The 14,249-nt window shown below is 52.8% G+C and carries 11 protein-coding genes; 8 read left to right on the forward strand and 3 right to left on the reverse strand.

The window, feature by feature from the left end; all coding sequences use genetic code 11:
* Positions 1-659: 659 nt before the first annotated feature.
* Entirely contained in the window at positions 660-4,157 is a 3,498-nt protein-coding gene (locus JNJ45_09700) for an AAA family ATPase (GenBank protein MBL8048941.1), read from the reverse strand.
* Between the two features lie 223 nt (positions 4,158-4,380).
* Here JNJ45_09700 and JNJ45_09705 point away from each other — a divergent pair, with 223 nt between their 5' ends.
* On the forward strand, positions 4,381-4,596 hold the full coding sequence (locus JNJ45_09705; protein MBL8048942.1) for a helix-turn-helix transcriptional regulator: 216 nt from the start codon (positions 4,381-4,383) through the stop codon (positions 4,594-4,596).
* A 15-nt stretch (positions 4,597-4,611) separates the two neighbouring features.
* Here the strand turns inward: JNJ45_09705 and JNJ45_09710 are convergent, their stop codons facing one another.
* Entirely contained in the window at positions 4,612-6,237 is a 1,626-nt protein-coding gene (locus JNJ45_09710; GenBank protein ID MBL8048943.1) for a hypothetical protein, read from the reverse strand.
* Positions 6,238-6,829: 592 nt separating this feature from the next.
* Between JNJ45_09710 and JNJ45_09715 the strand changes: the two genes are divergently transcribed.
* From JNJ45_09715 to JNJ45_09730, 4 genes are read left to right on the forward strand one after another with little or no spacing between them, the layout of a single operon-like run.
* Entirely contained in the window at positions 6,830-8,074 is a 1,245-nt protein-coding gene (locus JNJ45_09715) for a hypothetical protein (GenBank protein MBL8048944.1), read from the forward strand.
* On the forward strand, positions 8,074-8,757 hold the full coding sequence (locus JNJ45_09720; GenBank protein ID MBL8048945.1) for a replication-relaxation family protein: 684 nt from the start codon (positions 8,074-8,076) through the stop codon (positions 8,755-8,757). The genes JNJ45_09715 and JNJ45_09720 overlap by 1 nt, the downstream gene beginning before the upstream one ends.
* Positions 8,758-8,768: 11 nt before the next feature.
* On the forward strand, positions 8,769-9,113 hold the full coding sequence (locus JNJ45_09725) for a hypothetical protein (GenBank protein MBL8048946.1): 345 nt from the start codon (positions 8,769-8,771) through the stop codon (positions 9,111-9,113).
* Positions 9,114-9,117: 4 nt separating this feature from the next.
* Positions 9,118-9,318 (forward strand): helix-turn-helix domain-containing protein, encoded by a 201-nt coding sequence (locus tag JNJ45_09730; GenBank protein ID MBL8048947.1) that lies wholly within the window; start codon positions 9,118-9,120, stop codon positions 9,316-9,318.
* 477 nt (positions 9,319-9,795) lie between these two features.
* Here JNJ45_09730 and JNJ45_09735 read toward each other — a convergent pair whose 3' ends face one another.
* Positions 9,796-10,422 carry a hypothetical protein gene (locus JNJ45_09735; protein ID MBL8048948.1) on the reverse strand — a complete coding sequence of 209 codons (627 nt, stop codon included), beginning with the start codon at positions 10,420-10,422 and terminating at the stop codon, positions 9,796-9,798.
* 95 nt (positions 10,423-10,517) lie between these two features.
* Between JNJ45_09735 and JNJ45_09740 the strand changes: the two genes are divergently transcribed.
* The 3 genes from JNJ45_09740 to JNJ45_09750 all read left to right on the forward strand — a co-directional run bounded on the left by JNJ45_09740 (position 10,518) and on the right by JNJ45_09750 (position 13,518).
* Complete coding sequence (locus JNJ45_09740) at positions 10,518-10,751, forward strand: helix-turn-helix domain-containing protein (GenBank protein MBL8048949.1); 234 nt, start codon at positions 10,518-10,520, stop codon at positions 10,749-10,751.
* Positions 10,752-11,205: 454 nt separating this feature from the next.
* Positions 11,206-12,471: a DUF2130 domain-containing protein gene (locus JNJ45_09745; protein ID MBL8048950.1), complete on the forward strand. Its 1,266-nt coding sequence runs from the start codon at positions 11,206-11,208 to the stop codon at positions 12,469-12,471.
* Between the two features lie 90 nt (positions 12,472-12,561).
* A complete protein-coding gene (locus JNJ45_09750; GenBank protein MBL8048951.1) occupies positions 12,562-13,518 on the forward strand; it encodes a 5'-nucleotidase in 957 nt (318 codons plus the stop codon).
* Positions 13,519-14,249 lie beyond the last annotated feature (731 nt).

Genomic DNA, 14,249 nt, shown 5'->3' on the forward strand with positions numbered 1-14,249 from the left:
GAGTTATCCACATCACCAAATTGCGAGCGTTCAACCGACAACTTCCGGAAGCCCCGGAAGTATCCAGGCCCTCGCCTGGACAGGCAGACAGGGTGGTGGGTGGGAACTATAGAGAATAAATAGGGTTTCCTCCGAATCCGGTTACGGTATTACCGTATTTGAGCAACCTCCTGAAACGTCTTGCAGCTACCCCAAGCAATGACCTCCTCCCCTGTCCTACGCCCGAGGTTTCCTCGAAGAAGAAAAGGACTGCTCTAAGCAAGCAGTCCAGTTTGAGTCGTCTGACCTAGCGAGGAACCTCTCGGCCATGCAGATCTTGCCGGGCGAATGACGCCACATGATGTTCAAGCACAACAAAGGACCAAGCCAAATCCAAGTCGCGAATGATTCTGTACTCCAGCCCTGTCTCTTCCGAACGATATTTTTGGCTCTGGTACAGTACACATACTGATCCAGGCACATTTCCTTTCCGCAGAACATCTACGGGCGTGGCAGTGTTGGTAAATGCAAAATCCAATGCCGCAGACTGAATCTCATGTCGAGGTATTGCTTTCGCCGACGGTAATACGCGTAAATACTCTAATGTGCAAACAAACATTTTCAATCACCACACATACTGTACAATAATCGCTGATAAAAGATAGTAGCCCATAGATTCTTCAAATATTTCGGTAGTGGGCATGCCTGAAGAAAGATTCGAAATCGGCTGGATCGACATGCAAACGCAACTGATTGTCGCCCGGCAGTGCAGAAGCATCGAAGAATCGCACTCTCGCCAGGTCGCTCATTTGAATAAGTGCGCTCAGTGACCGAGCTCCGTGGTGATACCGTCTCGTTTGCAAGAACGCTTGCAAGACACTCGGACTGTATTCCTCAAGTCCAGGGAAAAACCTGTTAATCTCACTTTTAATGAGGATGGCTCTCTTGAAAATGTAGTAGAGCTTCCATCCCGGGTCTAGATCGCGACCCAGGCCGGAGTCACTCCTAAGGGGTTCTCCGGTCCTATCGGAAGTACTCTTCCTCTCGAGCTGTAACCGAGCATATTTCAAAACATGAGGCAGGCCCTCGCGCGCGTTTACGTCAGAAATATCCAGGCTACCTAGCAACCTGCTCTTAAAATCCATCCCCTTTGCAGCCTTGAAGCCGTCGAAGAGTGTCAATTCGCTAGGGCAGTCACTGGAATCTAGGAGACCTTCTTGATCAAGAACCATTGCGGTCTCTAATGACAACTGACTGGTGAACCTGCTTCCAGCGAATACGAATATCGCAGGTCCGATGGGATGAATCTGCTGCCCTTCTTGAAACTGGCCATCCCACATGGGAGCCAGAAAGTATCTTAACCAGCCGAACTCTTCGCCCTGAAAAGTAGAATCATACTCATCCCAGAACACAAGTGGTATCTTGCCTGTTAGCCCGACGTCCCGGACAGCATGAAGTGCCTCTGACAAGTCCGCAGGTGATTTTGCTTGGGATAAGTTGAATATTTTGGGCGAAGCCGATATCTTGTTGGAGCTGAGTGACTTAACTAGTGCGGTTACGGCGTAGCTCTTTCCTGCTCCTGGGGGGCCAAAAACGGCAAGATTAAGTGGTCGACTCACGTTTACATTAGGGTCGCTCACCAGTTGAACGTATGTCCGAATAAGACTCACAAGGTCTCGTACGGCCTCGATCTCGGATCGGCTTAGGGTGAAGAAATTACCAAACTGTGCGTAAGGAATTCCGATACGTCTGCTCTCTGCTCCAGAGGAGCGTATATGCTCTTCGGCAATAGTGAGCATTTGTTCAGTCGGCTGATCGCCAACACTGGTTTCGCCTGCCGTTATATGCTCCCCTAAAAAGCTCCACCATGTCGAATCAAAATGTGCGCTTTTAAGGATGGGAGTTGATTTCTGGTTAATCGCGATTGACTCTGTCAACCTGCTTTGGATGGCCGTGAGTACTCTAGGGGATACGGACATTCTACGGATTCCTGATGAGTCCTCATAGTCCAACCTAAGGCGGTTGCACATGCTCTTGATGTCCTCCAGCAAGTTTGAGCGCATACTTTGTTCTAACTGCTGGAGGCGACCTTTCGCATAAACGAACAGTGCTTCAGTGTACTTTTTGGGGTACGACCTTGTTTTCCGGTGCTCTTCGACAGCATCGAAATGCTCTTTTGTCGCCTCAAAGCCAGCGTTGAACCACGAAGCTGTTTGCCCCTGAGTTGAGGCGCGGGACAGTCGGTCTTCAAATTGCTCCAGTAGCAATGCGTATGCCTCCTTTGCAGCTTGAGTTCGAGTGAATCTCTGAAGCTCTCCCTTTAGTGCTTCGCTCACAGCCAGTAAACGCTCTTGGCTATCCTCTCCACCGTCCAGCAATAAAAGTCTCTGGATAAGCTCGCCAACTGCCTTTAGGTAGGTGGGATCAGGTTTAGGATCACTTTCGCTTCGTTGAGATGACTGAACTAGCTCATGATTCGGACCAAGAGTGCCAAAGCGGTTTCGGATGAGGCTGAGTAATCTACCGCCCTTGGGTAATGCCCCTTTTGACAGGCTTAGGATTGCACACCCGGCGAAGAAGCAAGCCTCATAGCGATCTATGTTTGGATACCGATCATTCCACGAATCTTCCGCGCAAAGTTCTAAGGCAAGCGGAATCAGCTGGTCGCATACAATGGTTGCCAACGGCATTAAGGACGAGGGACTCCACGTCGCAGCATCAATCGTGCCAGAGTTGATGATTGCGGCAATAGAGTCAACTGGGTAATGCAAAGGTGCCCTGCTCTGCGAGTGCGCGAGAAACGGCTGCTCAATATCAAGGACCGGCCCGACTTCGCTGTGCTTGGATAGGGGAGATAACGAAAGTATGTGACTCAATGAGGATTGCTCAACGTCTGAATAGCCGTGCAGGTGAGTGAAACGTGCCGCATGAAGCCCCCTTTCGATGCCGAGGCGCAGGGCATCTCTATACTGTGTGGTTGCCAAAGAATCCGTTTTGGAAGCAGTCTCAGTCGCGAGGGCTAGGTGATGCGCAATTGAACAAAGAACAATGGTGTCGTAGCCCCGCGTTCGACCGCTTGACCGGCCGAACATTTCCTCCTCCACTTCACCTGGATGAGCGAAAATGTCCGTAGACAGGACTTTACCTGCCTCGTCACAATGGATGTACAAGACTGCATCTGGACTTATACTTACGGCAATATGCCGGGCTTTGCCAAGGAATAGAAAATGACGCGTGGACAAGCCTCGTTGACCGGTTGCTAGACTCGTCCTGAGTTCTTCTTGGATGATCTTTAGGGATTCAATTGCTGTTTGAACGGTCCTTTCCCAGGAAAGAAACTTTGAGATCGAATAGTCTTGCAGCCGTAAATCCTGCGCTGTCACCATTATTAGTGTTCGATGAGCTAGGTCACTCTTTCCGAGGAGGTCAAGAATGTGGTTATTCAGGTCGCGTACGACATCGGACCCAATTGGTCCGGAGTTGGATCGATTTTCGACTTTGATAAGAACAATGCCTGGTTTCTTAAGGTTCTTAGCAACAAGCTCAGGTATGGAACTGGCTAAACCAGTAGTTAGGCAAGAACTATCAATGAGCAGTAGGTTTGCAGAGTATTCATTTGGGATATCGCCATGAGTGTAACCGGAGAGGGTTTCTGGGTGTGAAACATGCCGCGAGCCGGTTATTCTCCAGGACCGTTCGCGTCGGTCAGCAGTTGTACGAGGCTGAGCTGAGATCGCATAGGAGTCATAAAGCAAGCTCCGTTCATCAAACCATCCGAGGAGCTTGCTTCGGCCTGTCCCGCCGTTGTTTTTCAGTGCGTCAACTCCCCCATCGTACTTAGTCGGCCCATAGACCGTGGTAAGTGGCTCAATTCTGTTGGCCAACCTCCATTTCGTTCTATCTTCCCATACTCGAGGTTGCGTATTTAATGAGAGTGCTCGGAGGATGGCTTCGTGTAGCAAAGGGCCCTGCAAGCGGAACAAGGAAGTTCCAGTAATATTCCCAGCAGGATGGAATGGGTCCGAGTGGATGAAATGTTCCTGAATTTGGATATTTGAGACTGATGGCTCCCCGAAGATAAGAATCGACGGAAGCTTTTCGCACGTATCCGCAGGGATTCCGGATAGTCCCGGCGGACCCTCATCTGTTTCGGCCTTTTTCCTTTTACCACTGCCCATGAGATGGAATTCTAGCAGAGTAGCTTACCCAGGATAACCAGCAATTGTAGTAGTATGAACGAAGGGGCGGGGAAGGCTGGCAGGCACGAATGAGCAAGGCGGCTCGTTCGCCCAAGACATCTGCCGAGTCTGGCCAGGGAGCATAGAGGCTTCCTGCAAAGCAAGGAGTTTCGATGCGTCGAACGAGCGACTACGGAAGCATCGTCGCCATAGGCAAGTCTGAATGTGGCAGGAGCCCCTGCGCGAGCTTCGAGAATCCCGGGGGCTGTCCCAGCGTGAGCTCGCGAGGAAGCTCGACCGAACTCAGGCGTTCGTCTGGAAAGTCGAGCAGGGCATACAGCATCTGGACATTCCGACACTGATTGATATGACGAGGGTCCTTGGCACAACAGCTTCTGGGCTGCTCCAAGGGGTTGAAGCAGCCTTAACGCAGTCCTAGGGGCTGCTCTAGTTGCTATCCGGAGGGCCGAAAAGCGTCGTGGAACCGCTTAAGGACGACTTGGTGCGCCTGCGCAAGATAGGCCAGTGACGCCTTTAGAAAGTCGTCGGGCGGGTTTGTGGGTATCGAGCAAAGACTGCTTGTGGCAGCAAGAATCGATTGAAGGAACGCACTTGGGGACTCTGTGTTCAGTTGCTCACTAAAAAGCACCCCTCCAAAGAGGTGCTCGCGGTTCAGCTTTATATCGTCGAACGAACAGTCCAAGAAAGAAACGCCGTGGTAATCCAGATGAAGTCCGCGTGAGCTGTCGAGCGTTTGCCCCAGGACATGGACTCCCTTCACTAGAGATCGCTCAAGGTCGAGCTCTTCCGTTAACTCGCGCATCATTGAGTAGCGCACGAAGTGGGTAAGACGGATTTCTCCGTCCCGAGCGACCTTTGGCAGGTCGTAGTACTCGGCTGAGCCTCCGAATGGAACAAGCTTGCCAGCGCCCTGGTTGTTCATGCTGGATTGCTCCATGACGATCAGTTCTCCCAGCCGCGAAATCGCCAGGGAAACGATGCCGATGTGATTGGCCGCTTTGCGCAGGAAATCGGGGTCCGTTCCGATGGAGAGCCGCCGTTCAATATCCGATGCTGCCTGAAAGGCAACGTGCTGCGCCCATCCAGTACTCACACTCTGCAAATACGAACTCTTACACACTTCCAAGTTGCCAGAGCGTAGTTGGGACACCGATGGTACGGTGCGTGGCATAACCTTCGCACCATCAAAGATATCCACCTCAGGCTTGCAAACCTTCTCTTTCAGCATCCTTGCGGCGAATTCCGCCCACTCTGGCGGGAGCGAATAAGGCTGTCGTTGCTCCACCAAGAGGACATCATCCAGGCCGTCTGTTTGGAGCAGATCATCCACTTGGGGACTGCACAGGAACGTTCTGGCTCCAGCGTAGCCATCTTGAAGCGGAGCAAACTCAGGTGGAGTTTCAAAGACCGGAATATCTCTGGCAGTCATCATTTCATAAGGCTGGTTCGAAATGTGTTCCGCAATGAAGAGCGGTTCAAGAATTCCCTTGGTGATCGCGTGACTACGCTCGCTTGCGAGGCATCTCTGCTTTGAACGAAAAATTGCGAATCGAACGATCGCGAAGACTTCGGCGGGGACATCGTATCCTTGGCGTGCCTTGAACCATTCTCTTGTCCCCGCAGCGTGAGCCGTGTCGTATTCTCCCTGAAGGGAAAGCAGATGCAAGTACAACGCGAATTCCACCCAGTCACCGGAGCTTCTCGGATTCTGAGTTGTCAGCTTGCTCGCCGCAGTCTCCCACCAAGTGCGGGGCCGGTCCGAAATTTGTGCAACGTACGCCTCAATAAAATGTGCTGCTTGCCCCTTGTTGAAGCTCGCAAGGTGGGAAGCAACCAGGGCTAGGATCTGAGGCGTATCCGAGTTCCTTGCTCCATCCGGAACACCTCCCGCCCACCTCGATTCGGCCTCCCGGTGGTTCGAGGCGTCGCCGCCACGAACCGAGTTGAGGGCAGCCACGACCGCGCCAGGTTTACGTTCGCGCAAGAACTGGACGGCGTAGCCAAGCCGTTTTTCAAATCCCTGTCCACGCGGCAAATCTCGAATGTCCTTTATCGCCATACGCTATTGGTACCCGAAGTACTTTGTGCAATTTCGACGAACTTTGCCCAATAGTTCCCTGGCAATACTGGATACATGGCTACAAATCAGTGGCCATGTGGACCCGAAAAAGGGACCTGCGCGAGAACGCAGAATCCCGGATTTGAGCTCCACGGTTTCGCAGAACAGACCTGCTAGACGAGCGAAGACTCAGGCTGAAAATAGGGAAAGTTGGGCCAATGTCAAGCCCTCTTTCATTTGTGCCCGATTCCAATGCACTTCTAGCATGCAGAGGAATTATGAAAGAGTATCCAAATCCAACCGCTCGAACCGTTTCGTCGCTGTCACTTGGTATACACCGAAAGCGCGCATGCTGCCTGTCTGGTCACTGCGATCTGTGCCCCCTCAAGACGATTGAGCTGGATAGCAGCCCTGAACGACCATCCAGAGACCATCCCGCAACCGAGTTTCACTTCGAGGAAGGTGTGAGTCGCCGGTGAGGAAGCCGAGGAACCACTGGATCGGGATCGAGGCTGACTATCAGTCTCGTCCCGGCCATCCATCAAAGCACCTCGTCAGTGTAAGTCGTCAGGACCTTGCAACACATTCGCTGGTGATCGGGATGACCGGATCGGGAAAAACTACCTGCCTCACCCATCTTATCTCGGGGGCGATTCTTCAACAGAACAGTTTTGTTCTCCTCGATGCCCGGGGCGACCAAGTGAACGACGTCCTGACACTTCTAGCCGGGAGAGTAGAACCTTCGCTCGTGAAGGTCATTGATCTTCGAGATTCAAGTCCCCACATTGGCTTTGATCCCCTGGGCGGCTTTGGGCTTGCGCACAAGCGGGCTCTCAACGTCGCCTCAATTATCAAAGACGGAGCCGATTCCTTCGGCGTGCAACTTGAAGAGACGCTTCGCCACTTCCTAACACTACCTGCGGAGGCCGGTGAACCCCTGACCCAGCTTGAGTCTGCCCTCTATGACGATCTGTACCGCTCCTGGCTGCTTGAACAAGTTGAGTCGGAGCATGTACGCACCTTTGTCTGGCGGTACCACCAGATGCGAGACGACCGGAAAGTGAGCCTTGCCATGCCGGTGATGAACAAACTCTCTGGGATCTTCGCTACCCGCAAGCTCAGGGCGATTCTGAGTGATCGAAATCCCGTTGACCTCGCAGGTCACCTTGCTCAACCTGGAAGCATCCTCTTGGTGTCGCTCGCCGTGGATGAAACTGCCAATCTGGGCCGGTCCTTTGGTTCAATGATTTTAGGGTGCCTTACTCAGGCCATGTTCTCCAGGGTTGGAACGGCAGAGTCGCAGCGAAACCCAGTTCTCTTGGTGCTTGATGAATTCAGCCACTTCGCCGGTGAGGACATTTCCGCGATCCTCGCCGAGGGCCGCAGGTTCCGATACTCTGCCATCCTTGCGCACCAAGCTCTTTGTCAGGTAAGTCCCGCTCTGCGCTCTCTCGTTCTTGGGAACGTCGGACTTAAAGTGGTTTTCCGGCTTGGTCGGGATGACTCGGGAACCATGTCAGCGGACCTCACGGGAGACCGCAAGGCCATCGATTTCACAAGGCTTCCGGTGGGAACCTGCGTCATCAAGCGAGGTAGCCGGGAACTAGTGGGAGTTGAGGTGAACACGCCAATTGGAAACGGTGGCGTTCTGGATGCAGGCGGAAGGCAGCTTCTTGCGGAAATACACTCGGCCCACCCAAACATCCCTTATTCCAGCCCATGTCTATCTCTTCGCGCTTCGGCGGGTAGTACGACCGACCCAGGAAAGAAGCGGCGTGGACAAGGACCTCATCAGCCCAGCCGGGCAAACGTGATATCTCTGGAGGGTTGGCTGTGATGCAGCTCACCGAACGGGACCGAAAGCTCGTTTTTGAGATCGCGATGAGCCATGTACTTTCTCGGGATCAAATCCTATCACTCGGCTTGTTTGGCTCTGTAACGCGCGTAAACACGAGGCTCCGAACCCTTCGCGAACTTGGGTTGGTACGGCGTCTTGAGACACCGTATTTCAACGGCAGTTTGTTTGTGCCGGGAGTGAACGCTCCACAAGTGTTAGATGCTAACGCGGCGAACCTGATTCGCACAAGACAACCGTCGCCGCGGTTTCTTCGACATGCGCTTTGCGTAACCAATATTCGACTGGCGCTTGCCGCTCGGGGTGCCTACGAGTGGCGATTTGAGCCGATGCTCTGGCGAAGCTTTGAGCACCAAGGTCGGACTCTTGAAGTCCGGCCAGACGGCATGGCCATCAGTCCCAAAGGTGCGCTTCTTGTTGAGTGCGACCTCGGGCACACTTCACCCTTGAAGTTTGAGCAGAAGCTCGCCGTGTATCACGAGTTTCTGGGCGGCGGACATGCCAACCAACTCTGGGGCATCAACGATTTCAACCTCCTCACCATTACGACTGGCAATCTTCGAGCCTCTACGCTTCGTAGGTGCCCCCCAAAAGTCTGCGCTTACGGCTACCTCGTGCAAACGTTCGAGCAGATTGGCGCGGGAATGGTGGGAGGTTGGAGCTAAGGAGAACCATCATGAAAGACGTCCAGTCCCTCCCCAAATCCGTCGAAGCTCTGTTTCAGGATGCTGATGCAAAGGTGGCCCAGTATCGAGAAGGCGGCAACGCGCCTCGTGAGATACTCGCTGAGATTCGGCTGGCGCAAAGCGAAGCTGCCCGAACGATCGCGCAGCAGCAACCGGAAGTCGCGGCGGCGGTCTTTGCTATGCAGGCGGGAGAGCGCGGCATCGAAGCCTGTGAGGAGCACAAGGAGGAGTATCTCGTTGAACGAGAGATCGTGTTCCTAGGCATCAAGCTTGGCAAACGAATTGTCCCCGAAACTCGAACAAAAACCATCACCCGAACCTACAAGGCACTCTAACGCAATGACGACAAACACCACCCATCCAGAAAAACTCGCCTACACCGTCAAGGAGGTGGCGGCGATGCTCTCACTGAGCCGCTCCCACCTCTACGAACTGATCCAGGCTCGTAAGATCGACACGATCAAGATCGGACGGGCACGTCGGATCACGCGAAAACAACTCGACCACTACGTCCGTCAACAGGAATCCCAGGTTGATTGACGTCCACTCAAGTACACCGCGTAAACGGCGCGTAAACGGCAAAATGAAAAACGCCTCCCGACTTCGAGAGGCGTTTTCTTCGTTTTTGAACCTAAATTTTGGTGGACCGTGTAGGGCTCGAACCTACGACCCGCTGATTAAGAGATGCGCGGGAGGTTGTTTTTGATGGTCAGAGCCGTTCACAATTGACCAATTTCAGGTTCAAAGTGGCTCTGAAGCTGTTCATGTTGTTCCGCACTGTTCAGGCTTGTTTCCCCTCGTTACTGTAGTCGATTCTGTAGTCCAAAATGCGGCATGGGAAACACTACTAGATCAGTGGGAAGGTCTGACGGCTGGAACCCTTCCGAGAACATTCTGAGCTTACACGGGGTTTCTCCGACGGGATTTTCGGGGGGTAGATGGGTTTGAAGTTGGCTCCTCTCCTCAACCCCATCCCGCGCAAAATTTTGAGGAATTTTTATCCACGAAAGGAGCACGTCAGTTAGCCCAAAACGCTTCCGTTATTCTTGCGCGGACTGAAACGCAGTTTGGAAGCTCGGATTTCTCGATTCTCCACTCATGCTTTTTGCCTGGAGCTAATTGTTCGATACTGTTTGTCATTTGAGAGTGAATGACTTGATCATTCTTGTCCAGAAAATCTACGGTCACCTCCCAATAGGAGGTGATGCGACGGCTCGTATTCTCAATGCTCCCCTTCACGACCACACTGCCAGTATTGTTCACCGACGACTTCACCACTGGCTTTAGCTTCTGCTCATCAACAAGATCATCCGTTGGGGTTTGGGCGCGAACGAGTGTTGGGTCAAGTTCCTTGATTTCCGCGAGAAGCCTCTCCCTTTCTTTGCGCTCCGCACTTGAGAGGTTTCCATCGCTCTCCATCCTCTGGATTTTCTGAGCGCGCTCCCAAATCGCTCCCGTTTGTTCGGCCCTCTGCCTAATGCGCTCGGTTTCTTTGGCGGTTTCTTTGTCTTGACGCGCTCGAACCGATTCAGGCGAATCAAAGTTGAGCCCGTCGTACACAAAGAATCCAAATCCGGCGAGGGCAAGCAAAGCTACTGCTCCAGCAACTCTACTGTTCACCCTTCCCGAAAGCTTCGGCTCCATCAGCCTGAAGTATGTCGTGTTTACACTGCCACTGTCTACACCGCCACTGCTTGCGCTGTAGACATTTTCACTGCCAGCGTTCACCCTTTCTGCCTATGGATCAACGGACGCTTTCGACCCACTTCGGGAAGGCTGTCCGTGCCCTGCGTTCCGAGCGCGGATTTTCTCAGGAAGGATTTGCCGATGCAGTCAGCGTACACCGGACGACAATGGGAATGATTGAGCGTGGCAAAGCGGTTGTCAGCATTTTCACCGCTTATCGAATCGCCGTTGCCCTGGAGATCACGCTTGCTGACCTGTTCGAAAAGGTCGCGGCGCAATCGGACTGAAACCAGCAGGCAAAGCTCTACCAAACAGACGTAGACGGCTCCGAATAGTCCGGGGTAGAATTTGGCACTCGGAGACGGCGACTGCTAATTGCACTTTGCAGAAGCCCTTTCACGCGAAAGAATTTTGACTTTTTTCTTTCAAACTCTTGACTTGTCCGCAGTCGGCCTGTCATTCTATAATGATTTGGCCCGCTCCCATGCGGGAAACGGGCCGAAATCGCGTTTCATTTGTTTCTCTGCGTCAACAGAGAACCCGACCAAAACTGGAGAACCAATTTGGCAGGCCTGCCTATTATGACGGCTCGTTTACGCAAATGTAAACCCCGGCTGGGCGTGATACAGCAAAATTGCCAGCCTCAAATTGGTTCTGCCAGCTTCACCACAAGCAAAAATGGCAGTACACAACCAAATTAGTTCGTTCGCCGTCGCAGACACGGCCCAGACTCCCCTTTTCGTGGCGTGTCCTGAATGCGCACACGAGTTCGAAATCGCGGAGAGCATCCTCGGCAAGCTGAAGGTTCAGGCTAAGTCCGACTTCGAGGAGTGGAAATTGGCCTTTATGCAGGATCACCAGAAGCGAGAGCAAGCTCTCGCAGAGCAAGAGGCCGCTCTCAAGTTCGCCCAAGCCAACCAGGGGAAGGAGATTGAGCGTCGAGTTTCGGAGGAAATTTCTGTCCGGCTTAAGGAAGAGTATCCCGACCTTCTTCGCAAGGCCAAAGCTGAAGCGAAGCAAGAGGCCGACAAGCAACTGATATCGCTCCAAACCGAGCTTGAGTCGAAAGGAGAAGAACTCTCCAAGATCAAGGCCGAGCAAGCCGAGCTTCTCAAGGAGAAGCGAGCACTCAAGGCGGAACGAGATCAGTTCGAGCTTGAGAAGCAAAAGGCCATCAATGAAGCGATTGACAAGGAATCGGCTCAACTTCGAACTTCGGTTTCGAAGGAGTTCGAGGATAAATTCCAAGTTCAAAACGTCGAGCTAGAGCGGGCGAGAAAGACCATTGAGGAACTCAACCAAAAGCTCAAAGCCAAGCCGTCTCAAGAACTTCAAGGCGAAGCTCTGGAACTTGACCTCGAAACCAAACTCGCGGACGAGTTCCCTATCGACGAATTCACACCCGTCAAAAAGGGCCAACGTGGAGCCGACATTCTCCAGGCTGTCCATAACCGCCTCTCCCAACCGTGCGGCACGATTCTATGGGAATCCAAACGCGCTCAGAACTGGGGCGGTGATTGGATTCAGAAGCTGAAGGAAGATCAGCGAGAAGCAAGGGCAACCGTCGCGATCATCGTTTCACAGGTCACTCCGACAGGGGTCGAGACCTTTGATATGGTCGAAGGAGTCTGGATTGTGAAGCCCGAGTTTGCCGTCGCTCTTGCGGTTGCAATTCGAGAAGGCATTCTCCAGACCTCGGACGCTCGTAAAGCCGCAGAGGGAATCGAAACCAAAGCGACTCTGGTTTATCGCTACCTCATGAGCGACGAGTTCAAGAGCCGATTCGGAGCCATTGTCGAGACGTTCGTCCTGATGCAGAAGCAACTCACAAAGGAGAAGAACGCGGCTTCAAAGGCATTCAATCAGCGCGAGAAGCAGCACGAGACCGTACTCAAGGCTTGCTTCGGCGTGATTGGCGATTTGCAGGGAATCGCAGGGCAAGACCTCAAGTCCCTAGAGGAGATCGAGATGAAAGCTCTCCCGGCTGTCGAGGAGGACGAGGACTAAACATGTTCTTCGACCGACCTCAGATCGTCACTACTGTCACTCTTCCAGCCCTTCGGGGCTGGAGCCGCCCCTCGGCAATTGGAGGTTCGAATGCCATTCAGTCACGATAACAAGACCGTCATTGCCGTAACGACTCGCGCTCTCTTCAACCTTGATCAAGAACATGAAGTCTTCCTAGAGGATGTTGAGAAGTTTCGAGAACTTCAGTTAGAGCGGTACGAAACCCCGCCTCAGCCCGGCCCCGCTTTTTCCCTCGTTAAGAAGCTCCTCGACTTCAATACAGAAAAGGAGCGGTCGGTTGAGGTCGTGATCGTTTCCATGAATGATCCTCGAAGTGGATTGAGAGCCTTCAACGCTTGTCATCACTACAATCTCGATATCTCGCGTGGCGTTTTCACTTCGGGCCGACCTCCATTTGGGTACCTGAAGCCGTTCCGATCGACGCTCTTTTTGTCGGCAAAAGAAGAAGATGTTCGAGGAGCGATTGAGGCCGGGCACGTAGCGGCAATGGTCTATCCGAAGCTTGCCGACTCCATCACCGAGCATGAAGACGAGCTTCGAATTGCTCTCGACGGAGACTGCGTCCTTTTCGGAAGCGAAGCAGAAGAGGTGTACCAAAGGGAGGGCTTAGAATCCTTCCACAAACACGAAGACGCAAAGAAGTTTGAGCCGCTTCCCAAGGGTCCGTTTCACTCGCTGGTGGAGCGGTTGCACCTGCTCCAACGCCTTCAGGCGCACAACAAGCTCAATCGACGAATTCGGATTGCGCTCGTGACAGCCCGTAACGCCCCATCCCATGAGCGGGCGATTCGAACGCTGATGCACTGGAATCTAGAGGTGGACGAAGCTGTCTTTCTCGGTGGTCTTCCAAAACACGAGTTTCTAGCCGAATTTCGCCCGGACCTATTCTTTGACGACCAAAGACTCCATTGTGACGGAGCGGCAACCGTCGTCAGCACCGCGCTCGTTCCATTTGGCCCGACCCATTCAACCGCTTCCATGAATGGAAGCAAGACCCCGAGATCGCAGGAAGAATCTCATGCCTAAAAACAACCCCAAAGATCCCATTCGACCAACACCCAGGAAGCCTCAAAATCCGCCCGGACAGGGTGGCGGTACTGGAGGAGGTGGAACACCTGATTTCCCACCGTCAGAAACCATCCTCCTGTCTTTGGTCAACCTAAACGAAGCCGTTCTGCCAAATCTCCAAACGAACGAGAAGGTCGTATTCTCCGAGAACTCTGCCGCAATTAGGGTTTCCACTGCTTTAGGAACACCTATCGGAAATGTAAGTTCGGAAGACGTAGCCAGACTTGAAGGACGGAGACTCAAAGGAGGACGAGTCTTTCAAGTTCAAATTAACCCGAAGCAATGCGTAATCGAAGCCATGTTGTAAAAGTTCAGGATTGCCTTATCGGTTTTGGCTGTGAGGACCAAATCAATAAGAGTGATGCAATGCGTTTTCAGATTGAGTCTGGAAGGGCATGTGACCCGAATCACCCTTGGTGCGGTTCCCCAACCCATAGTGAGACGGCTCGGAGGCAATGGGAAAAGTGTTGGGACGATGAAGCATTGGACTTCACCAAAACTTTCACTCAATGGAGTCTGCCAGCTTGTGTTCCAAACCTAACCGCCCGAGAGGTTTTGCCGAGGTTTCCGAGCTACAAAGTTGTTGCGGCAAAGCTTACGGATATTGGAGGAATCCTTAGTTTCAATCCTGCAAAGCTGGAACAATGGCGAAGGCGTTACGGGATTCCTGCTCGAACGACAGTCCTTCT

It is taken from the genome of Chthonomonas sp., from assembly GCA_016788425.1.
Classification (GTDB): domain Bacteria; phylum Armatimonadota; class Fimbriimonadia; order Fimbriimonadales; family Fimbriimonadaceae; genus JAEURQ01.